This window comes from Alteromonas sp. DYW1, from assembly GCF_059752595.1.
The window spans coordinates 2,510,688-2,533,560 of the sequence record NZ_CM186038.1; the positions used below are offsets into that span (position 1 = coordinate 2,510,688).

Here is a 22,873-nt window from a genome sequence, read left to right on the forward strand (position 1 = left end):
ACAGAACTATGAAACATTATTTGTTCCCCTTTGCCGTGACCGCGTCACTGGTATTAGGTGCCTGTTCTAAACAGGCTGATACGCCCACCGTGGCACCAGCATCACCGGTTACTAGTAATTTTGCAGATGTGTATGCCAGTATTGACGCAGAAGCATTAAAAGCCCATACCAAAACCTTGGCCTCGGATGAATTTGAAGGCCGTCTACCCGCTACCGTCGGCGAAGAGAAAACACTGGACTATCTAGTCAGCGAATTCAAAAAGGCCGGGCTTGAACCCGGTAATGGCGACAGTTTTTTACAGCCGGTTGAGTTAATTCAAATCACTGCTGATCCAAATATGACACTCACTATCGGCGACAATGCCTTTACCTATAAAGAAGATATGGTGGCGTCATCAAAGCGTGAACAGGATGAGACCTCGCTGAGCGAGTCTGAATTGGTATTCGTTGGTTATGGTGTGAACGCGCCCGAGTATGGTTGGAATGACTACGAAGGCTTGGACGTTAGCGGTAAAACCGTTGTCATATTGATTAACGATCCCGGCTTTGAAAATCCTGAATCAGGTAAATTTCAAGGCACTACCATGACCTACTATGGGCGCTGGAGTTATAAATATGAAGAAGCTAGCCGCCAAGGCGCTGCAGGCGCACTGATCGTGCACGAAACAGCCCCAGCTTCCTATGGGTGGTCGGTGGTGGCTAATAGCTGGTCAGGCCCTCAATACGGTCTTCCTTCTGCCGATAAAGGTGCCAGTCGCGTTGCGGTTGAAGGTTGGTTAACCCTCGAAGCGGCGACCAAAGTGTTTGCCGATGCTGGCTTTGATTTTGCTGAACAAAAAGCCAAGGCTATGCAAGGTCCGTATCATCAAGCCCTCCCGATTGCAGCTAGCGTAACGGTAAAAAATAGTATTCAGCGCTCGGAGAGCTACAACGTTCTAGCCACCCTGCCCGGCAGCGAGAAACCGGATGAGCACATTATCTACACTGCGCATTGGGATCATTTGGGTAAAGACGAAAGTAAGGAAGGTGATCAGATTTATAATGGTGCGCATGATAATGCTACGGGCACTGCCGCCAGTCTGGTAATGGCCCAGGCCTTTGCCGACCTTACTCCACGCCCGGCACGTTCGGTTAGTTTCCTTATCGTAACCGCTGAAGAACAGGGTTTGCTGGGTAGTAAATATTATGCTGAGAATCCAATTATTCCGCTGGATAAAACGGTAGCTAATATCAATATGGATGCGATGAACGTGCTCGGACGAACCAAAGACGTTGCCGTCATCGGCATGGGTAAATCAGAGCTCGAAACCTACTTAGCGGACGCAGCGACCCGCCAAGGGCGTGTCTTAACGCAAGAGGGGCGACCAGAGGCGGGTTATTATTATCGCTCTGATCATTTCAGCTTTGCTAAACTGGGCGTTCCTGCGTTGTACGCGAAAGGTGGCGATGAACCCATCGATGAAGCCACTGCCGAGTACCGTAAACGGGCAAACGTGATTGTGACCGGATGTTATCACCAGGTCTGCGATCAGTTCCGCGAGAATTGGGACTTTGGCGGTATTGAAGAAGATACACAATTACTGTTTGATGTCGGGTATGCGCTCAGCACCACAGATCAGTGGCCACAATGGAGCGAAACCAGCGAGTTCCAGCGTTAATCACAGAAACGCAAGACAACCTTGAGCCGGTTTTATAAAGAAACCGGCTTTTTTATATGTTATCCCAAAAAGCGCTTGCAATTTATCCTCACAATGGCACATTCCATGATGTGCGAAAATAATAATATCAATCACGCACCGTTTGGTACCGCAAGTTCCCTATCTTGGGCATCGACAGAAATCCCGACAATTGAATTAAACAGAGAGAACGCATTATATGTGTGGTATTTTCGGTATCTTGGATATCAAAACAGATCCCATTGAACTTCGCAGCAAGGCCTTAGAGCTTGCCAAGCTTTTACGTCATCGCGGGCCTGACTGGTCTGGTGTATGGAACGATGACAACGCAATTTTATGTCACGAGCGTCTTGCTATCGTTGACGTCGACACTGGCGCTCAGCCGCTTTTGAATAATACTGAAGACCACATACTGGCAGTCAATGGCGAAATTTATAATCACAAAGCGTTAGCCGCAGAGTTAAGCTCAGACTATGCCTTTAAGACTCGCTCTGATTGTGAAGTGATCTTGCCCCTATACGCTAAACATGGCGTGGATTTTATCGATAAGCTTAATGGCATGTTTGCCTTTGTTCTGTACGACAAAACGGAAAACGCTTACCTCATCGCGCGCGACCACATGGGCATTATTCCGCTTTACACAGGTTTTGATGAGCACGGTAACTTTTATGTGGCCTCCGAAATGAAAGCCCTCGTTCCTGTGTGTAAAACGGTTCAAGAATTTCCACCGGGACATTACTTATGGAGTAAAACGGGTGAGCTGAAGAAGTACTATCAGCGCGATTGGATGGATTACGAAAACGTAAAAGACAATACCACTGATTTAGAGGAACTGAAGCACGCGTTTGAAAAAGCCGTTAAGTCGCACCTGATGTCTGACGTTCCTTATGCTGTTTTGTTATCCGGTGGATTGGATTCTTCGTTGGTTTCAGCTGTAGCGGCTCGTTACGTTGCTAAGCGCGTGGAAGATAATGATGCATCGGATGCGTGGTGGCCACGCTTACACTCATTTGCCGTAGGCTTGGAAGGAGCACCTGATTTGGTAGCTGCACAGAAAGTGGCTGATATGATCGGTACTGTGCATCATGAAATTCACTTTACTATACAAGAAGGCTTAGATGCCATTCGTGACGTTATCTACCAATTAGAAACCTACGATACGACGACTATTCGTGCTGCAACACCCATGTACCTTATGACCCGTAAGATTAAAGCGATGGGGATCAAGATGGTGCTGTCTGGTGAAGGTTCGGATGAGATTTTTGGAGGCTACTTGTATTTTCACAAAGCCCCCAATGCCAAAGAATTTCACGAAGAAACCGTGCGTAAATTGGAGCGCTTGCATATGTTTGATTGCGCACGCGCCAACAAAGCCACTTCCGCTTGGGGGGTTGAAGCTCGGGTTCCCTTCCTCGACAAAGCCTTTATGGATGTTGCCATGCGTTTAAACCCTGAGGATAAAATGTGCCTGAATGGGCGCATGGAAAAATGGATTTTGCGCAAGGCATTTGATGATGGCTCGACGCTACCGGCTGAAGTCTTGTGGCGGCAAAAAGAACAGTTTGGTGACGGCGTTGGCTATTCATGGATCGACTCGGTGAAAGAATTCGTCGACACCCAAGTAACCGATCAGCAACTTGCCACTGCCGAGTTCCGTTTCCCGATCAATACTCCTGACACCAAGGAAGGCTACTATTACCGCACTATTTTTGAAGGCTATTTTCCTCAGGAAACTGCAGCTAAATGTGTGCCTGGCGGTAAATCAATTGCGTGTAGCACCGTTGAAGCGTTGGAGTGGGATGAAAGCTTTAAAGCCATGGCTGACCCATCCGGGCGCTCAATGGTGGGCGTACATGGAAAAGCATAAAAAATAACCGCCGTTAGGCGGTTTTTTTTACTCCCGAGCACAGGTTATCGGTCTACTTGTTAACGTCAATTCGTTCGACCTTACAGGCCATGCACTAATCCGTACTTACGTCGATCCACAAAGCGGCATCATTTAAAGGTGTCTGTTCACTTAATAGTGGATTATCAAGCTGAAACACCCGTCGATTAGTCAGGTTAAACGTGTCAATAAGCCCACCGTAGTGCTGCATAAATAGCTCATCAAAGGAGCCATCTTGTAAAGCGCGACGTAATCCCGTTTCAAGCAACTTCGCCAAGGTTGGATTGGCACGATTGACAAAATAATACATAGCCGCTGGGTATTGAATGGCTAAGTGTTGCTCCAAGACGATATCAGTATCAACACCCGCCATGCCCACCTCACTCATCACTTCAACGACTGATCGAGGAAAAAAATCAGCCTGAAACCGGCTCAACATAGCGAAATTGTCTAAATATTCGGTCGCTGAAGCCACATCGAATCCATTGGACTGTAAGATTTTGGTATCTGGCCAATCTTCACCTTGCACAGGGACATAACGCTGCAGTGCTGCTAACGAACGCACAGCACTAAATTCACGTTGTTTATCACGATGAATTAGAAATACCCGTAAACCAATAAGGCCTTTAAAAATGGGGATCCGGATCGGCAACAAGTCTTTCTCACGTTGCTCATCAGTCATACTCCAGACCACATTAACCGAGCGATTTTCGCGCAATTGCCGCAATGCTTTACCCTGCAACAGGATCCTATCTGAGGGTAAAATTTGATACCGTACGCCCGTTTTTTCGAGTGCTAATTCCAACAGTTCTACAGGATAATCATTGCGGACATCGTCAGCGTTTAAGGCACGAGGATAGGTAATATTCCAGACCGCGGCAACGCTATTGAATGACAGCGTCAAACCCAAAGCAAGCAATCCAAAATGAAGCATTCCCAGCATTCGACAACGGTATAACCGAGGCGTCATTTATGCCTCCAGAGTTGAGCACATATCTTCAATTGCGCGCTCTTCCTCATCAATCACTGAGACAATAATATCAAAACCGTACTCACCACCTTTTTCTAACGTATAAGATGTTGCACAGGTCAAACACACATCATTTTGGCTATTTTTAATTTGCCAGCTGACTTTAGCAAACAATACACGGTCGGACAGTGACATCGCATGCACAATCGTTGCTTCATGCTGGATGGCATTGGCTTGTTGGCAACGCTCAAACAATCGGGTCAAACGTTGGGTAACCTCTTCGGTTGTAGAGCAGACAATTTTATCATCGTTGGAAACAAAAACGCTGGGTACATGATAGAAGGCCAATAGCTCACTTAACGACACTTCACTCATTGCATGGCTGAGAGAGTTAAAGAACTGCTCAAGCGCTTGTTCATCCTGAGTACTGATCACGATTACTCTATCCCCAAATACTTATGTGTCTGTAACGATAGCCGCCAGTTTCGTTGGATACAAGTGCTGATTGCTAATTCTGTTGCGCGTGGTCGCTGTGAGATTGGCTGCAAGCTAATACACACGTCATCACGCACCGGATTCTCTGCCAATAATGCATCTAATTCATCGATATGTTTTTGCATGGCAATCGGGTGTTTAACTTCATTTGCGCGCGCCATCGCGCTCGCCAGAATCGGATAGCCGCCTGGCATATTAATTTTGGGAGATACGGTAACCCAAGTAGCATCGTCACAGCGCACCTCAAAGGTTCCGCTGGTTTCTATTTGCGTGCTAAAGCCCTGTGCATGTAGGGTTTGCGTCAGTTCGGTGAGATCATACATACAGGGTTCGCCCCCCGTGATCACAATGTGACGCGCCGTGTATTGCTGTTGCTTCAATACCAGCACTAAATCAGCGGTCGTTAGCGAACTAAACTGTGGAGAGTCGCCATGCTTAGCCAGCAGGTCGGTGACTGGAATTTGTGCGTTGTCGTCTACCGCCCATGTATGCTGCGTGTCACACCATGGACACCCTACAGGACAGCCCTGTAAACGCACAAAAACCGCGGGCACACCGGTGAAACTCCCCTCTCCTTGGATCGTTTCAAAAACTTCATTGACTTTCAACATAACACTTCAGGTAAATACTCTATACTTGGGATTTTAACAGGGATCGCATACACTGCGCGCGAATTATTTAGTAATTGTGGAGAAATGCACGTTTATGACCGTAACATCAAACGTAAAAGAACAAAACACCGATGATATTGCCGTCGTTGTGTACTCGGGTGGCATGGATTCTTTTACCGTACTGCACAAAGCCATGCGCGCCCACGCGCGAGTTGCAGCAGTCTCGTTCAACTATGGTCAACGCCACAGCAAAGAATTGGACGTCGCAGCGCATGTATGTCAAAGCCTTAGCATCGAACATAAGGTCGTAGATGTTACCAGTATTAATCAATTACTCGCGGGCTCTGCGTTAACATCAGACATCGACGTTCCAGAAGGTCATTATGAAGAACCATCAATGCAGCAAACGGTGGTGCCTAATCGAAATATGATTTTGCTTTCACTGGCGGTCGGTTATGCAGTATCTATTGGCGCTGACAAAGTCTATTACGGTGCACATTCTGGTGATCATGCGATCTATCCCGACTGTCGCCCCGAGTTTGTTGAGAAAATGAATGCCGTTTGTCGAATCGCTAATTATCAAGCCGTAGAAATCGTAACGCCCTATTTACGGCATAGTAAAACAGCAATATTAAGTGATGGTCTCGCAATGGGCTTAGACTACAGCAACACCTGGACTTGCTACAATGGGCGCGAACGCGCGTGCGGAAAGTGCGGGGCATGCCAAGAACGCTTAGAGGCGTTTCGCGACAATAACGCGCTCGACCCACTCGACTACGAGGAAAGTTAAGACGAACCGCCGCTAGCTATTCGCCTTGAACTAATGAGGGTTTACTTTTGACTTTCAGTAATGAAGTAAGAAAGCTCTTTTATACAATGTCTGAGCACCGGATTTAAGCGGGTATTTTTCCCATTCATAATGAATAATTCATGGGAAAATTTAAACAATTCACCGTTGGCGATAGGCACTAGGCCTAAGCTAGCGCCCTGCTCTTTACGCATGTAATCGGGTAACAATCCGACATATTCACCCGTCATGATCGCAGACATGCACGCATCATATGAATCAGAGAAGGTTTGGATTGCCAAACGGCGTTCGTCTTCAATGTAATTCGCAGAAGATAAACCACTGATCCCAATCGCAGGGTAATCTTCAATCCGCACATCTTTGGGTAGTTCGGTATCTCGATACTTGGCCAATGGATGAGTTGGTGCGCAATACAACCTTCCAGCACATGAGGTACCGGTGGGATGAAAGGTTACTGATTCTGGTTTAACCATGTCATAGGTTGAAACCACCAAATGGCATTCACCTGAAACGGCAACATGTTCAACCTCGTTGTATAACCGGGTCTGAATATTGACATGGATATCATCAAACTTTTTCATGGTGCTCTTAACCGCTTTACTGATGGCCAATTGCATCGAAAGAGGTAAGCCTGCCATCATTACAATGGTAATGTGCCCAGAATAATCGTCATGCAAACTTTTGAGATTAAAAACAAAGTTATCGAAGGCATTAAAAATACGTTTGGTTTCCTGAAAAACCATTTCACCTTCTTTGGTCATTTGAAAGCCACCGCGTCCTCGGTGACAGAGCACTAAGTCCAAGCGCTCCTCTAACTTTTTAATCGCTGCACTGATATTTGGTCGCTGCATACGCAGCACCGGTTCGGCAGCAGTAAAGCCATTACAGCTCGCCACCGCGTAAAAAACACGCAACAACTTAATGTCGGATTCTTGAAGACGGTTTAGCATGGTGCACCATTTATAGGTATAGTTATTGATACGCTTTGCTAATAGTAGGCAAGCCCACGATTAAATACAACGCTTAATTTAAGAGAGCGCCACGATTTGCTTGCGCAACTGTTCGACTTCATCGCGCAGACTGGCAGCTTTTTCAAATTCAAGCTCGCGCGCATATTCAAACATTTGCTTTTCTAAGGCCGCAACCTGCTCCATTAATTCAGTCGCAGTGAGTGCCTTATAAGTCTTTTGTTTTTCCGCCACTTTACGCAGTTTAATTTTACCTGAAGCTGGGTGGGCGCTTTCACCAAGATCCATAATATCCGTGATCGGCTTATTTAACCGCATCGGAACAATATTATTGGCTTTGTTGTAAGCTTCTTGCTTTTCTCGCCGCCGGTTGGTTTCATCAATCGCCTTTTGCATACTGCCAGTCACGGTATCCGCGTACATGATAGCTCTACCATTAACGTGGCGAGCTGCGCGACCAATGGTCTGGATCAAGGATTTTTCGGCGCGTAGGAAGCCTTCCTTGTCGGCGTCAAGAATCGCAACCAGTGACACCTCAGGCATATCTAAGCCCTCACGCAAAAGATTGATACCCACCAGCACATCAAACTTACCTAATCGCAGGTCGCGGATGATCTCGATACGCTCAACCGTGTCGATATCGGAGTGCAGATAACGCACTTTGACCCCATGCTCATTTAGATATTCGCTAAGATCTTCAGCCATGCGCTTGGTCAGTGTCGTGATCAGTACTCGTTCATCTTTCTGCACGCAGGCGTGAATTTCAGACAGGACATCATCCACCTGCGTCGCGACCGGGCGAATTTCAATTTGCGGATCCAACAATCCGGTTGGGCGTACCACTTGCTCCACCACATCATTGTCACAACGCTCAAGCTCATACTTACCCGGTGTCGCAGACACATAAATGGTTTGCGGTGAAATGTGTTCAAATTCCTCGAATTTCAAAGGTCGATTATCCAGCGCTGAAGGCAAGCGAAAGCCATATTCGACCAAGGTTTCTTTGCGTGAACGATCGCCCTTAAACATGGCGCCGATTTGCGATACCGTGACGTGAGACTCATCAATAAATAGCAACCCATCTGCTGGAAAATAGTCGAGCAACGTCGGTGGTGGTTCGCCCGGAGCGCGCCCAGAGAGGTAGCGAGAATAGTTTTCTATCCCTGAGCAATAACCTAACTCAAGCATCATTTCGATATCAAACTGAGTGCGTTGACTAATGCGCTGCTCTTCGAGAAGTTTTTGGTTTTCTTTTAGCTGTGCGCGCCGCTCCTTTAGTTCGACCTTGATATGCTCAATCGCGTTAAGAATTTTCTCACGCGGCGTGACGTAATGGGTTTTAGGAAAAACCGTTGTGCGCACCACCTGTTTGTCGACCGCTCCAGTGAGTGGATCAAAAATACTGATCTTATCGATTTCCTCATCGAATAATTCAACGCGCACGGCAAATTTGTCGGAATCAGCCGGATAAATGTCAATCACGTCTCCGCGAACACGAAAGTTACCGCGCTCAAACGCAATATCATTCCGTGTGTATTGAAGTTCCGCCAACCGGCGCAGTATATCGCGCTGATCCATGGTATCGCCTTGGCGCAAGTGCAAGAGCATTTTCATGTACGACTTGGGATCTCCTAAGCCGTATATGGCTGACACACTGGCTATGATAACCACGTCACGCCGCTCCATTAGCGCCTTAGTGGCAGACAAGCGCATTTGTTCAATATGATCATTGATCGAGGCGTCTTTTTCGATAAAAGTATCCGTCGTCGGCACATACGCTTCTGGCTGGTAGTAATCGTAATACGACACGAAGTACTCTACGGCATTGTGTGGAAAGAATTCTTTCATCTCACCGTATAGCTGAGCAGCCAATGTTTTATTGTGCGCAAGGATCAAGGTCGGGCGTTGTACTTGGGCTATCACATTCGCCATGGTAAACGTTTTACCCGAACCGGTGACTCCAAGTAAGGTTTGAGTGGCTAGGCCGTCTCCCAACCCCTCAACTAATGCTCGAATAGCATTGGGTTGATCCCCCGCTGGCTGATACTGCGACACTAATTCAAACTGCTTACTCATGCTTTACCTTTACTGTTCTCAAGCAGTGCGCTACTAATATCGCGGTTTATCGCGCGACTAAACCAATAAAATGACACGATAGCCATCAATAGATTCGCTAATACACTGCCCCAAAATAAGCCCTCTAATTGATATAAAAGACTACCAATGAAAGCCATGGGTACGAAGAATACGAACAATCGGATGATACTTAATACAAGCGCTGACATTGGTTTATGCATTGCGTTAAACGATGAATTGGTGAGAATTACTACACCTTGCAAGCCGTAACCGAGGGGAACGATCATTAAAAACAATTGGATTAATCCTGCAACATAGGGATCGTCCGTGAATGCAGCGGCTAACCATGGCGATACCAAAGCCATAATGACAAATATGCCCAGTTGCCATAACAGCACGAACTTGACACTCAACGTGTAAGCCTGATGCACGCGCTCGACTTTGCCCGCTCCGAAGTTTTGACTAATGAACGGCGGTAACGACATTGACATCGCCAATACGACAATACACGCGATAGACTCTAATCGATTGCCAACCCCCCATGCGGCTACGGCACCAGCGCCATAGGCTGATACGATTTTGGTAAGTACTCCGCCAGCAATTGGAGTTAACATGTTGGCACCTGCGGCAGGTAAACCAATTTTTAATATATTTGCACTAGTAAAGCGCAATTCGGAGATAGTCAGTAAGCGTGGCATCATTAAATTGCGGCGGATCAGTAAATACAAAATCCATATTACCCCGATACCCCACGCAATCATGGTTGCAACAGCCGCACCTTGAATGCCCATCGCGGGTATTGGTCCCAAACCGAAGATGAGTAATGGATCGAGCAGCGCATTAATTCCCCCTCCAGCAGCCATAATGATACTTGGGGTTTTGGTATCGCCTGATGCGCGCAGCACGCTATTCCCGACCATAGGTAGAGCAAGAAAGACCCCAGCGGCGTACCAAACGACCATATAATCATAAATGTATGGCATTAGGGTCGGAGTTGCACCGAGTAATAAGAAAATTGGCTCAATGGTTAATGCGCCAGCAGCGGCAAGGATACCAACCATAAGCGTCGCCAACATCAGAGACCCAGTTGCAAACTCCCGAGCATGAGTTTGATCGCCGCTGCCGAGATAACGCCCAATAATTGCTGATGTACCAATCCCTAAACCGATATTTAAACTGATTAAGGTGAAGGTTACCGGAAACGTAAAACTGATTGCCGCGAGCTGTTCTGTGCCCAATAAACTCACGAAAAAGGTATCCACCAAGCCAAAAGTCATCAGCATGATCATGCCTAGGATCATTGGTATGGTCATGGTTCGCAGGGTTGAGGCAATGTCGCCACTTAACATATTGGTTGGGGATTTAGCACTCACTCAAATTCTCGATTGATTAGAAGCCGTAGACGGCAAGTTTTCCATGGTAACAATAAAGTCTGCAGTTGCCCTCATTCATTTATCGTTTTAATCACCTTTTTTATCGTGTCCACGACATGAGAGCCGCGCAACAACAAAACCTAGGTTCCTGACCATGATGCCCCGGCACTGCTAATTCAGCGCGTTCACAACCAGTGTCAATTCTATGACAATGGTGTAAATGAAACCGTTTACAGTGACGAAAAAACGAAGAATATCAGTCTCTCTCGGTTAATTAACACACAGGCTTAAAAGCGACTTAATGGATTGGTAAAGCATGATCAACCATTTTTTTGGGTAACAACCCTAACACACTGTTTTTGTTTATTATTTTTAATATTTTTAATATTTATCCATTTTAACTATTGACATTATTTATAGATTTACATGACTGCTAGAAAGATGTTTATTCACATATTTATCCACAGATTTAGTGGATAACTGAGAAAACTCAATAAAACCGCCACGTTAATGGCGATTGGTTAAAATTTAGGTAAGTTGTTACTAACCTTTGTTTGCCCATCCCTTCATTACAGTTTTGTTAAACACTGAACAACCGTACAGTGGTCAACGGTTTTTTAATAACTTTTATACGGGATAAATTTTTTTTTATCTCAATTAGTAATTAGTAGAAGTTTTAATAACCTGCGAAGAAGGCACCCTTTCGTGTGATTGGTTAAAAAAAGATCGCTTAAGAGATATTTTAAAAAATAGCGCATCCAGATGTTGACACCAATGCGCTTGCTCTTTAATATTCGCGTCCGTTGAAAAGCAGGTCCCCCTTAGCTCAGTTGGTTAGAGCGACGGACTGTTAATCCGCAGGTCCCCCGTTCAAGTCGGGGAGGGGGAGCCACTTTTCACGCACAAAATTGTTCCCCCTTAGCTCAGTTGGTTAGAGCGACGGACTGTTAATCCGCAGGTCCCCCGTTCAAGTCGGGGAGGGGGAGCCACTTTTGTGTTGCTCCGTAAATTTCTGCAATAACCATAGATTTATCAAGTTGTTAATTGTTGCGTAAACAGCGATAATCATCATTCGCTTGTTTAGTTGCATTCTTGCCATCGTGGCACCCAACGCAAAGACGCTTATTAGATGACTGAATTCTTCTTATTGTTGGTAAGTACCGTACTGGTCAATAACTTTGTCTTGGTCAAGTTTCTCGGCCTCTGTCCGTTTATGGGGGTTTCCAGCAAACTAGAAACGGCTATCGGTATGTCGATGGCGACTACCTTCGTGTTAACGCTGGCTTCGATGTCGTCCTATTTGGTCGAGACCTACATTTTGGCTCCGCTTGGCATCGAATACCTGCGCACATTAAGTTTTATTCTGGTCATCGCGGTTGTAGTTCAATTCACCGAAATGGTTGTACATAAAACTAGCCCTACTTTATATCGCTTGTTAGGTATATTTTTGCCTTTGATTACGACGAATTGCGCGGTGTTGGGGGTGGCTTTGTTAAATATTACCGAACAGCACTCCTTTTTAGAGTCCATCTTTTATGGATTCGGAGCCGCAGTGGGTTTTTCACTGGTCTTAATAATGTTTGCCGCGATGCGCGAGCGTTTAGCCGCAGCCGACGTTCCCGTGCCATTTAAAGGCGCCGCCATCGGTATGATAACGGCAGGTTTAATGTCATTGGCGTTTATGGGATTTGTGGGGCTGGTTAAATTCTAATGACGATGTTAGCAGCGATTATCTCACTGGGTGTATTGGCGCTTTTATTTGGTGCTGTACTCGGTTTTGCTGCGGTTAAGTTCCGCGTTGAAGGCGATCCTTTAGTCGAGCAAATTGACAGTATCCTACCGCAGACGCAATGCGGACAATGCGGTTACCCCGGATGTAAACCATACGCAGAAGCAATTGCCAACGGCGACGATATAAATAAGTGCCCTCCGGGTGGTGAAGCAACGATCAAGAAACTGGCCGATCTCATGGGTGTAGAAGCAAAGCCTTTAGACGCAGCACATGGCGTTGAAGATGTAAAAAAGGTCGCATTTATTCGCGAGGACGAATGTATTGGCTGTACTAAATGTATTCAAGCGTGTCCTGTAGATGCCATTCTAGGTGCTGCAAAACAAATGCATACAGTGATTGCTGATGAGTGTACTGGGTGCGATTTGTGTGTTGACCCATGCCCGGTTGATTGTATCGATATGATCCCCATCAAGACCACAACTCAAACCTGGCAGTGGGATTTAACCAAAACGAAAGCCGGCGATATTCCGGTCAAGATGGTGTCGTAATGGCGATAACACCGACCTATGAACACATCATAAAGCAACTTGACGCCGGGGCGATATGGAGCTTCCCAGGAGGCGTCCATCCACCACAACGTAAGACACTGAGCAATACGGCAACAATAACACGCCCAGCACTGCCTGAAGTACTTTATGTACCAGTTAAACAACACACAGGCGTTGAAGGTGAAACCTGTGTGCAAGTTGGAGAATATGTGTTTAAAGGGCAGCCACTAACACGCTCAGTGCTGCCCTACTCTGTGCCCGTTCATGCCCCCACGTCAGGCACCGTGGTTGAAATCGGAGAACACCCGAGTGCACATCCATCAGGGGTGCCAGAATTAGCCATTGTGATTCATCCGGACGGCAATGATACTTGGGCTGAGCTCTCGCCAATTGCGAACTATCAAAGCCTTACCAAGCAATCGTTGATTGAACGCATTTGTGATGCGGGTATTGCTGGACTTGGTGGCGCTGGCTTTCCGAGCCATATTAAAGTCGCGCCGCAAAAACCGATTGAGTTTTTAATTATCAATGGCATTGAGTGTGAACCCTACATCACGTCTGATGACCGCTTGATGCGAGAGCATGCCTGGCAAATTCGCCAAGGTATCGATGTACTCAATCATTTGATTAATCCAAAACAAATTATCGTTGCTGTCGAGGACAATAAGCCAGAGGCTTTAAAAGCGTTGAGTATCGCCTGTCAGGACCATGAGCATATACGTATTATCAGTGTTCCCACCAAATATCCTGCTGGCGGTGAAAAACAGTTGATCCAAGTGCTGACGGGACGTGAAGTGCCCCGGCGCGGACTACCTAGCGATGTTGGTTGTGTCATGTTTAATGTCGGCACTTGCTATGCTATTGCGGATGTAGTTTTTGCCGGTAAGCCGTTAATTGAACGAGTGGTCACAATTACGGGCGAAGCGGTAGAACAACCACAAAACGTGTGGGCCTTATTGGGGACTCCAGTCGCACATTTGTTATCTCACGCTGGATATAGACCTCACCAACAAAGTCAACAGCAGGTCATTATGGGTGGTCCCATGATGGGTTTCACGGTCGCCAATTTGGCAGTTCCAGTCGTAAAGATCACTAATTGTTTATTGGTACCAGCAAAAGACGAACTGGTGAGTGCGCAGGATGAAAGAGCCTGTATTCGATGCGGGTTTTGTACTGACGCTTGCCCCGCGTCGCTGCTCCCGCAACAGTTATATTGGTATAGCAAAGCAAAAGAGTACGACAACGCGCAAGAGTACAACCTGTTTGATTGTATCGAATGTGGTGCCTGTGCATACGTGTGCCCGAGTGAAATTCCACTGGTACATTACTACCGCAAAGCTAAAGCGGATATTCGTAATCAACAAGATGCTGATGATAAAGCAGAAAAAGCCAAGCAACGTTTTGAAGCTCGTAAAGCTAGATTGCTAGCTGAGAAAGTGGCGCGCGAAGAAAAGCATCGTTTGGCGGCAGAACAACGCAAACAGGCACTTGAAAACAAAGAAGAAAGTAGCGGAGCAAAAGCCAAAATTGCCGCCGCACTTGCGCGTGCCAAAGCTAAGAAGGCACAAACCCAAACCGCGGAGCCGCTCACGACAGGTGATGAATTGTCGGCTGACGATGAGCGTCAAAGTAAAGTACAAGCAGCGATAGCTCGTGCTAAAGCCAAAAAAGCGGCAAGCCAATCGGCAGCAACTGAACACCACGAGGCGTCTTCGCCAGTTGAGGAATCTGCAGTAGGTAACACTTCTGAGAATGCTCAGGCCGACGCTAAGCAAGCAAAGATAAAGGCAGCTGTTGCCCGCGCAAAAGCAAAGAAAGCGGCTAACACATCAGCAACCGCGCCATCACAGGAAACGCAAAAGGCAAGTGAAGAGCTCGCGACACATAGTGACTCCGAGACTACTGACACGGCTGCCAAGCAAGCTAAGATAAAAGCGGCTGTTGCTCGCGCGAAAGCGAAGAAGGCACAGCAAGCGAGCAAGGGATCCGATAACTAAGTATGAAACTTTCTCTCACCAGCTCCCCTCATCAGCATGTTCGTCGCGATACCGGCCAAGTTATGCGTTTAGTTTGTTATGCCATGCTACCGGGCATTCTCGCTCAGCTGGTATTTTTCGGCTGGGGGATTTTACTGCAATTAACCCTTGCGATTATCAGTGCTGTGATAGCAGAAGCTTGCATATTAAGACTGCGCAATAAACCAATACAGCGCACGCTACAGGATTTTTCTGCAGTTCTGACTGGTGCACTGCTTGCGATCAGCATTCCGCCACTGGCACCTTGGTGGTTAGTGGTAATCGGCAGTGTATTCGCCATCATTGTGGTCAAGCAACTATACGGTGGTTTGGGCTTTAATATGTTCAATCCTGCCATGGCAGCCTATGTAATGTTACTGATCAGTTTTCCAGTGCACATGAGCAACTGGTTACCGCCACAATCACTGACCTATGAATCAGTGTCTTTAATTGATGCGGTTGCTGTGGTTTTTACCCAGTACACGGTTGAAGGCTACAACCTAGCGCAATTGCAAAGCAATATCGATGGCGTCACGATGGCAACCCCACTGGATCACGTTAAAACGGCTCTACTATCGGGGCAAACCTACTCAGAGTCGCTGAACTCGGACATTTTTATCGGGAGTCTTGGCGCTGGATGGTTATGGGTAAGTTTAGCGTATTTATTGGGCGGGATTATTCTCCTCCAACAACGTATTATTAATTGGCAGATCCCCTTCGGATTGTTGGCCGGCGTGGCTGCTTTTGGGTGCTTTTTCTATTTACTCAACCCTGATGGTTACCCATCACCGCTGTTTCACCTTATCAATGGCAGTGCGATTATTGGCGCGTTTTTTATCGCAACAGACCCTGTTTCAGCGAGCACTACGCCGCGTGGACGACTTATTTTTGGTATCCTGATTGGTTTTTGGGTAGTGATCATTCGTCTGTTTGGAAATTACCCTGACGCAGTTGCTTTTGCTGTTGTGCTCATGAATATGGCTGTACCTTTGATCGACTACTACACCCAACCGCGTACCTACGGACACAAAGCCTAATGGAATCTATAAATGCTTAATAGTGTAACCAAAAACGGCTTAATACTTAGTGCTTTTGCGATCGTGACAACGGCGGCAATTGCCTTGACCTATGTGGGCACTCGCGCAGAGATCGAACAGCAGCGGTTGGCTCTTTTACAACGAACATTAGAAGCAGTAATGCCACCAGCTTACCATGACAATCCTTTGGCAAGCTCCTGCACCTTGGTCAATAATGCGCAGTTGTATGGCGACGGTGAACAGCGAGTTTATCGTGCCACCCTAGCGGGTAAGCCCGTGGGTTTTGTTGTGGAGTCCACAGCCCCGAATGGCTACAGTGGCAATATTCACCTACTGGTTGGGTTAACCCTAGATGGCGTAGTAACTGGAGCTAGGGTACTTGAACACAAAGAAACACCGGGACTGGGAGATAAAATTGACTTGCGAGTGAGTGACTGGATCCTGTCGTTTTTCGGCACCCAAGTGACCACTGAAAATGCCGACCGCTGGCAGGTTAAAAAGGACGGTGGGCAATTTGATCAATTTACCGGCGCGACGATTACCCCACGAGCCGTGGTTCACCAGATCAGACAAACAGTCATCACCGCCCTAGAGTATCAGGAGCAATGGTTTGCACTCCCCATCAACTGTGCATTGACAGAGGGTGTAGCATGAACGAATCCAACAAAACAGAACTAAAGAATCTTACTTGGCAAGGATTGTGGAACAATAACCCTGCACTCGTTCAATTGTTAGGCTTGTGTCCACTGTTAGCTGTAACCGCTTCAGTGATCAATGGGTTAGGCCTTGGAATTGCGACAACGCTGGTTTTGATCGGCTCCAATGTGACCGTATCATTGGTACGCAACTGGGTCCCGTCTGAAATCCGCATTCCTATTTTTGTGATGGTAATTGCAGCTTTTGTAACCGTCGTCGAATTACTGATGAACGCATTTACCTATGAGCTCTATCTAGCACTTGGGATTTTTATCCCACTGATTGTCACTAATTGCGCCATTATCGGCCGCGCTGAGGCCTATGCATCTAAAAACCCAGTGGGCTTTGCAGCTTATGATGGTTTGGCTATGGGAATAGGCTTTACTGCAGTTCTCGTGGTATTAGGGGCCGTTCGCGAACTACTCGGTAACGGTACCTTGCTTTCTGGTGCAGAATTACTATTGGGTGACTGGGCCAGCGTGCTAACAATTACAGTCTTTACCACCGAGAGTCCATTTTTGTTGGCTATACTACCACCTGGCGCCTTTCTTGCGATGGGCTTCATTATTGCATTTAAAAACACGCTGGACGCGCGACTCGCAAGCCTCAAAGCACCGGCGACGAAAGTGGTCGAGCGCGCGCGTGTGACTGCAGAATGATAATTAATTTACAGACTAATGAATAAACAAAAACGTCATGAAATTCTCACTCGCTTGCGGTCGGCTAATCCACACCCAACGACTGAGTTAAACTTTAATACACCGTTTGAATTGTTAGTCGCAGTAACCCTTTCTGCGCAGGCGACAGATGTTGGTGTTAACAAAGCCACAGCCAAGTTGTTTCCGGTGGCGAATACGCCAGAAACTATTTATGCCCTAGGGGTAGATGGTCTAAAAGAATATATAAAGACTATCGGGTTATATAATTCAAAAGCGGAAAACGTGATCAAAGCGTGCAAGATCCTCATAGACAAACATAACTCGCAAGTCCCAGAAAATCGAGAGGCACTAGAAGCCTTGCCTGGCGTAGGGAGAAAAACCGCAAACGTGGTGTTAAATACTGCGTTTGGCTGGCCTACCATCGCCGTAGACACCCACATTTTCAGGGTGTCTAATCGCACCAAGCTGGCCATGGGTAAAACGGTTGAAAAAGTCGAAGAAAAGCTGCTCAAAGTCGTACCTGCAGAATTTAAAGTCGATGTGCACCACTGGTTAATTCTGCACGGCCGTTACACCTGTATTGCCCGAAAGCCGCGTTGCGGCTCTTGTATTATTGAAGATTTGTGTGAGTTTAAGGAAAAGACAGAGTAAGTGACGATTTTTAATAAGCAGTCTACCAGCTTACTCCCTAATCCGGAGTCTGTGTGGTACTAAACAGTCCAGGATTCCATTTTGCATAGGTTCGTTGCAGAAAAGCGTTGGCTTTATCGGTAAACTCCGGCAAGTCATGGACACCATAATAGGCCGGTGACGTAAGCATATAAGCTTCGGTTCCGACGTAGCTTAAGGATAATGCGTGGAGCGATTTTGCAAAGATCGCAGCCATTTGCGCCTGGGAATAACTTCCCTCCAAATACATAACTAACATACACCGCGGATAATCTGGCGCCGGATAGCGGCAATCCACCAATTCAGGCTCTAAAAATGGCTTCAATGCCTCTGCAAACGAAGAGTCACCTTGACGTTTTTTGACAGCGGCATACATCAGAATACTCCAGTAGTTGATACCTTCCTCCTGAAACTGCCTAGCGGCTTCATCGGCGTTTAACGCATAAACCGCCTCAAAAAGCGTTGGGTTACCCTGGTTTAGTTGATATTCAATACCCGCTAGCGTGGCCGTTTCTTCACTAATTGGGAGCTTGTCCAACCGCGACATCTGCTCATTGCTTAACGCCTGACTTTGCTTAAAGTGCTCGAGCAAAACCAGGCTATCGGTAATATACTGGTCCGCTTCCGGTGATGAACGCAACGCCCTTTCAAGGTGACCAAGGGCGCTATCGATATTGCCTTCCACCAGATGAAGTGCCGATGAGACCATCGCAATAGAGTCTGTTTCTGGCCTTGGGCCAGCGTAGTTCTCAACATAGTGCAGTGTATCGTCAATGTTTTGCTTGTTACTAAACATAATGGCGATATAGTAAAAAAAGGTAGTCCAGTCATCTGGAAATTTTTGGTCATACTCACGTAAGAGCATTCTAGCCTTCTCAAAGCGTCCGGTTTCGGCATATAAGCTAAGCAGGTTGCCATAGTTCACTCTGCTTTCGGGGTTGGTCTTGATTATTTTTTCACGTTCACGAATAACCCGATCGTAGTCCTGCAGATTCAACAGATAGAGATTTTGAACCAGTGGTTCATTGGGGGCTAGCTGATAGGCTTTTTCGTACAGCCTGTTGACGACATCTTCTTTGTTTTGCTTTTCCGCATAGTCCGCCAGAACCAAAAACTTCAACGGAAAATTAGGGGCCGCGAACAATGGCCAAAGCAGTCTCTCTTTGTTTTCATCCCGCTCTGCCATAGAGAACCCCCCATGGTAAGCGGCAAGCTTGTATACCATGTACAATTGTGCTCTGGCCAGATGAAACTGATCATCCAATGCAAGTGCCTGTTGCAATACAATGGCCGCTCGCTGCAGCGATTCCGGCAAACGCTGATATTGTAACTCTCGGCCCTGAACAAACAATTCGTACGCTTCTGGATTCGTCGTCATCCCCACCTCGTGGGATACATCGTCTGGCAATAGATTGAGTTTAAGTGCCTGGGTAATGGCATAGGTGAGTTCATCCTGCACGGCAAAGATACTATCGAGGGTTCTGTCGTATGTTTGCGACCAGATATGCGCACCACTTGCCACCTCAATCAGCTGCGCGGTAATACGTACCTTGTCTTTATCTTTGCGTACACTGCCTTCAAGCACATAGTTAACATTAAGCTTTTGCCCTATTTCACGAATATCGGTGTTGCTGTCTTTAAAATTAAACGATGAGGTGCGAGAAATGACGACTAACTGCTCTAAACGCGCCAATGAATTAAGAATTTCCTCAGCAATGCCGTCGCCAAAATAGCCCTGCGACTTATCCGGGCTCATATCCTCAAACGGCAATACGGCAATCGAGCGCTCTAAACTGTCATCGACATTGGGGAGAAAGAGCTTTTCATAGGCAATGAAGCCCAGCGCGAGTATCAAAGCTGTGATCAATATATAGTTAATTTTATTGCCGGTATGCTCGCGAATTGACTCGTTAACATCCAACTCATGGGTGCGTTTAAGCCCATCTGGAGTGAGTTCAAACGCCCAGGCAAAAATACACACGAAAGGAAACGCAATCGCCAGAATAACGGTGGTAATGGTGCTAAATACAATAGGCAGGTGTAATGACGGCGAAACCACCGCAACAATTTGTAAAATAATCCAGCAAGTTACTAAATAGACACTGGCAACCTTAAACACATTGCGTCGTTTTAACTCAGTAAAAAATGTCATGCATCCTGCTCATTATTTTTAAGCGTTAAACATACTGGATTTGCCACCACAGTTCAAATTTTACCCACCATCCGTAAAGGCGTGTGGCATAACCTCAGTTACCATGGCTTATATCTAACTTTACTATCTTTTGGCTGGCCGACGATTGCGGTCGATACACATATCTTCCGGGTATCGAACCGAACTAAGTTTGCGATGGGTAAAAATGTCGATCAGGTCGAACAAAAGTTATTAAAGGTAGTACCTGCCGAGTTTAAGGTAGATGTGCACCACTGGCTAATTTTACATGGCCGCTATACCTGCGTGGCGCGCAAACCAAAGTGCGGCGCATGTATTATTGAAGATTTGTGTGAATTTAAAGATAAAACAGAATAAAAAATCTGTATAGAAAATAATGATATCAAAGTAAAACGCTACTGGTTAAACAGCAGAAATAAGTCGAGTAAAGTTTTGTAAACCTCCTTTAACACTAAACTGATTCTTGGTAGTTTGTACTACCATTAATTCAATCTGTAGTTTAGTTGGGTGGTTAGTATGCGTAATAATCGTTTTCTGTTGATTTGTAGTTGGTTGTTTATCACAGGATTATCAGCATGTGGTGGTGGCAGTAGCAGTGATAGTGACTCTGTACCTCCTCCGGCGCCCCCCAGTCCAACTGTTACATTGTCAACCTCCTCCGAAAGTGTTGAAGTAAATTCTGAATTTACCTTAACTTGGTCTACGACTAACGCAGATTCCTGCACAGCGTCAGGAGATTGGTACGGAGATAAAGCGACCTCTGGTAGCGAAACCATTACCGAAGTGCAAATAGATACTAAAGTCTATACAATTTCTTGTTCTGGAAACGGAGGGCAATTCTCTGCTAATGTTGAAGTTGAAATAACTCCTCTGTCAGGCATCGAACAATGGGATTATGTTCACATCCCCTACGGCACAGACGACCCCAATCGCCAGTGGCTTAATATTCACTTAGCCTATGACCAATCTAAGCCAATGCCTATATACCTGCTTGCCCATGGCAATGGTGGTTCAGCTGATGGTGTGAGCGAAAATGAATTACATGCTCTCGCCAACGAAGGTTATGCGATTATCAGTTGGGAATCTATACCAACAATCAAAAGCCCTGAAGAAGCCGCCATAGGTATTGCCGATGCGCATGTGATGTTTGATTGGGTAATTGCTAATGCAGATACATACAATTTAGACCCTGACCACATTGTTGTTGGTGGTCGTTCTCGTGGCTCGATTATTAGCTGGCAAATAGCCCACAGTAATCATCCATCGATTAAAGGTATTTATATGTATAACGCACTACCGCAATCAGCATGGCAGGATGTGGGCACATGGAGTCCTGTGGATGAGATCACCCTTGATAGTCCTATCACTTATTTGGTTTATGGCCCTGATTTTGATGATGATGACGGTCATAACCCAGTGAATGTCGACCCTGTTCTAGCTCGTTATGACGAACTAGGCATCGGCGAAAAAATAACTCGTCATGTTGATATGTGGGGAGACTTTCGCGGAGATAATGGTGGTTGGACTAATGACGCTCACACAATGCATTACTTTGCCGAGTTCGCTGCCATAGTCGATGAGGAAGTCGACACGCCTTTAGCAGGGTATAACACTGTATTTATGGGGCACAGTTTTTTTGCCCCTATCGCCAGACAAATTCCTACTCATATGACGCGACTAGGAGTTGATGCTCACAGTCAACACGTAGAATCTTCACCAGGTGAAACAGGCACCCCCATCGCACTTTGGGAGGACGAAGGCCATAGAAATACAGTTCAAGCTATCCTTGATACCGGAGAAGTTGAATTATTTGGTATGACTGCTAGCCCAACCATGGAAGGTTATACACTTTGGATAGATTATGCTTTGTCTAAAAACCCAAATACCAGATTCGTAATAGGCACACCTTGGTTAGACTTCCCCGCTGACTATAGCGATGCAGCCACTTATGAAAATACGATTATTGACGGCATAGATAGTAAAATAAAAGTCGATATTGATGCACTCAGGGTAAGCTATCCTCAGGTTGAGATTATTCATTTACCATACGCTTTTGCGGCAATCGAACTAAGACATATGTTTGAGGCAGGACAATTGCCAGGTGTTACAGAGCTTATAGGTAGCAATGCTGATACGTCTATATTTTCAGATCAAAAAGGTCACGGGCATGGCAATGGCTTATTACTCGATTTAGCCGAATTTATTTGGGTAAGCCATATGTATAATATTGACCTAGATACCTACGACTATAGCGCTGGGCATTCCATAGATTTAAAGGTAGTTGCTCAATCAATTATGGATAAACACGCCTACTATTTTAATTAACTAGGGAAACAACTTTTCTACTCTGCCGAGTTTAAGGTGGATGTGCACCACTGGCTAATTTTACATGGCCGCTATACCTGCGTGGCGCGCAAACCGCGCTGTGGTTCATGTATAATTGAAGACTTATGTGAGTTTAAAGAGAAAACCAGCGAATAGAGGC

The 22,873-nt window shown here is 46.2% G+C and carries 18 protein-coding genes, 2 tRNA genes and 2 pseudogenes; 15 read left to right on the plus strand and 7 right to left on the minus strand.

Annotation, left to right across the window (positions count from 1 at the left end):
* The first annotated feature begins 8 nt into the window (after positions 1-8).
* Positions 9-1,658, plus strand: coding sequence for a M28 family metallopeptidase (locus AC121Z_RS11175; protein ID WP_498124102.1), 1,650 nt, complete (start codon positions 9-11; stop codon positions 1,656-1,658).
* Between the two features lie 217 nt (positions 1,659-1,875).
* The gene (gene asnB, locus AC121Z_RS11180) at positions 1,876-3,543 is read left to right on the plus strand and encodes an asparagine synthase B (RefSeq protein WP_498124103.1); all 1,668 of its coding nucleotides are present in this window, start codon (positions 1,876-1,878) and stop codon (positions 3,541-3,543) included.
* A gap of 94 nt (positions 3,544-3,637) precedes the next feature.
* Here the strand turns inward: asnB and AC121Z_RS11185 are convergent, their stop codons facing one another.
* The 3 genes from AC121Z_RS11185 to queE are packed head-to-tail and all read right to left on the minus strand — an operon-like array spanning position 3,638 to position 5,637.
* Positions 3,638-4,531 (minus strand): transporter substrate-binding domain-containing protein, encoded by an 894-nt coding sequence (locus tag AC121Z_RS11185; protein ID WP_498124104.1) that lies wholly within the window; start codon positions 4,529-4,531, stop codon positions 3,638-3,640.
* Complete coding sequence (locus AC121Z_RS11190; protein WP_498124105.1) at positions 4,532-4,966, minus strand: DUF6841 family protein; 435 nt, start codon at positions 4,964-4,966, stop codon at positions 4,532-4,534.
* Between the two features lie 2 nt (positions 4,967-4,968).
* Entirely contained in the window at positions 4,969-5,637 is a 669-nt protein-coding gene (gene queE, locus AC121Z_RS11195) for a 7-carboxy-7-deazaguanine synthase QueE (RefSeq protein WP_498124106.1), read from the minus strand.
* 94 nt (positions 5,638-5,731) lie between these two features.
* Between queE and queC the strand changes: the two genes are divergently transcribed.
* Positions 5,732-6,427, plus strand: a complete 696-nt coding sequence (gene queC / locus AC121Z_RS11200; protein WP_498124107.1) for a 7-cyano-7-deazaguanine synthase QueC — start codon at positions 5,732-5,734, stop codon at positions 6,425-6,427.
* Between the two features lie 41 nt (positions 6,428-6,468).
* On the opposite strand, the gene AC121Z_RS11205 is transcribed toward queC, so the two are convergent.
* The 3 genes from AC121Z_RS11205 to AC121Z_RS11215 form a co-directional block, all read right to left on the minus strand.
* Positions 6,469-7,395 carry a LysR family transcriptional regulator gene (locus tag AC121Z_RS11205; protein WP_498124108.1) on the minus strand — a complete coding sequence of 309 codons (927 nt, stop codon included), beginning with the start codon at positions 7,393-7,395 and terminating at the stop codon, positions 6,469-6,471.
* 78 nt (positions 7,396-7,473) lie between these two features.
* Positions 7,474-9,489, minus strand: coding sequence for an excinuclease ABC subunit UvrB (uvrB, locus tag AC121Z_RS11210; RefSeq protein ID WP_498124109.1), 2,016 nt, complete (start codon positions 9,487-9,489; stop codon positions 7,474-7,476).
* A complete protein-coding gene (locus AC121Z_RS11215) occupies positions 9,486-10,862 on the minus strand; it encodes an MATE family efflux transporter (RefSeq protein WP_498124110.1) in 1,377 nt (458 codons plus the stop codon). The genes uvrB and AC121Z_RS11215 overlap by 4 nt, the downstream gene beginning before the upstream one ends.
* Before the next feature lie 815 nt (positions 10,863-11,677).
* Here AC121Z_RS11215 and AC121Z_RS11220 point away from each other — a divergent pair.
* From AC121Z_RS11220 to nth, 9 genes are all read left to right on the plus strand, one after another.
* Positions 11,678-11,754: transfer RNA gene (locus tag AC121Z_RS11220), tRNA-Asn, on the plus strand.
* Positions 11,755-11,774: 20 nt separating this feature from the next.
* A tRNA-Asn gene (locus tag AC121Z_RS11225) sits at positions 11,775-11,851 on the plus strand.
* A 140-nt stretch (positions 11,852-11,991) separates the two neighbouring features.
* Positions 11,992-12,573, plus strand: a complete 582-nt coding sequence (gene rsxA, locus AC121Z_RS11230) for an electron transport complex subunit RsxA (protein ID WP_498124111.1) — start codon at positions 11,992-11,994, stop codon at positions 12,571-12,573.
* Positions 12,573-13,142 (plus strand): electron transport complex subunit RsxB, encoded by a 570-nt coding sequence (gene rsxB, locus AC121Z_RS11235; protein ID WP_498124112.1) that lies wholly within the window; start codon positions 12,573-12,575, stop codon positions 13,140-13,142. The genes rsxA and rsxB overlap by 1 nt, the downstream gene beginning before the upstream one ends.
* Complete coding sequence (gene rsxC, locus AC121Z_RS11240; protein ID WP_498124113.1) at positions 13,142-15,139, plus strand: electron transport complex subunit RsxC; 1,998 nt, start codon at positions 13,142-13,144, stop codon at positions 15,137-15,139. Before rsxB ends, rsxC begins: the two co-directional genes overlap by 1 nt.
* Before the next feature lie 2 nt (positions 15,140-15,141).
* Complete coding sequence (gene rsxD, locus AC121Z_RS11245; RefSeq protein ID WP_498124114.1) at positions 15,142-16,194, plus strand: electron transport complex subunit RsxD; 1,053 nt, start codon at positions 15,142-15,144, stop codon at positions 16,192-16,194.
* 12 nt (positions 16,195-16,206) lie between these two features.
* Entirely contained in the window at positions 16,207-16,848 is a 642-nt protein-coding gene (rsxG, locus tag AC121Z_RS11250; protein ID WP_498124115.1) for an electron transport complex subunit RsxG, read from the plus strand.
* Entirely contained in the window at positions 16,845-17,549 is a 705-nt protein-coding gene (locus tag AC121Z_RS11255; RefSeq protein WP_498124116.1) for an electron transport complex subunit E, read from the plus strand. Before rsxG ends, AC121Z_RS11255 begins: the two co-directional genes overlap by 4 nt.
* 18 nt (positions 17,550-17,567) lie before the next feature.
* Positions 17,568-18,200: an endonuclease III gene (nth, locus tag AC121Z_RS11260; protein WP_498124117.1), complete on the plus strand. Its 633-nt coding sequence runs from the start codon at positions 17,568-17,570 to the stop codon at positions 18,198-18,200.
* Positions 18,201-18,237: 37 nt separating this feature from the next.
* Here nth and AC121Z_RS11265 read toward each other — a convergent pair whose 3' ends face one another.
* The gene (locus AC121Z_RS11265; protein WP_498124118.1) at positions 18,238-20,370 is read right to left on the minus strand and encodes a hypothetical protein; all 2,133 of its coding nucleotides are present in this window, start codon (positions 20,368-20,370) and stop codon (positions 18,238-18,240) included.
* 126 nt (positions 20,371-20,496) lie between these two features.
* Between AC121Z_RS11265 and AC121Z_RS11270 the strand changes: the two are divergent.
* From AC121Z_RS11270 to AC121Z_RS11280, 3 genes and pseudogenes are all read left to right on the plus strand, one after another.
* Positions 20,497-20,745 (plus strand): annotated as a pseudogene (locus tag AC121Z_RS11270) (iron-sulfur binding domain-containing protein); the annotation flags it as partial.
* Between the two features lie 159 nt (positions 20,746-20,904).
* Complete coding sequence (locus tag AC121Z_RS11275; protein WP_498124119.1) at positions 20,905-22,713, plus strand: hypothetical protein; 1,809 nt, start codon at positions 20,905-20,907, stop codon at positions 22,711-22,713.
* A 24-nt stretch (positions 22,714-22,737) separates the two neighbouring features.
* A pseudogene (locus tag AC121Z_RS11280) lies at positions 22,738-22,869 on the plus strand (iron-sulfur binding domain-containing protein); the annotation flags it as partial.
* Positions 22,870-22,873: the final 4 nt, after the last annotated feature.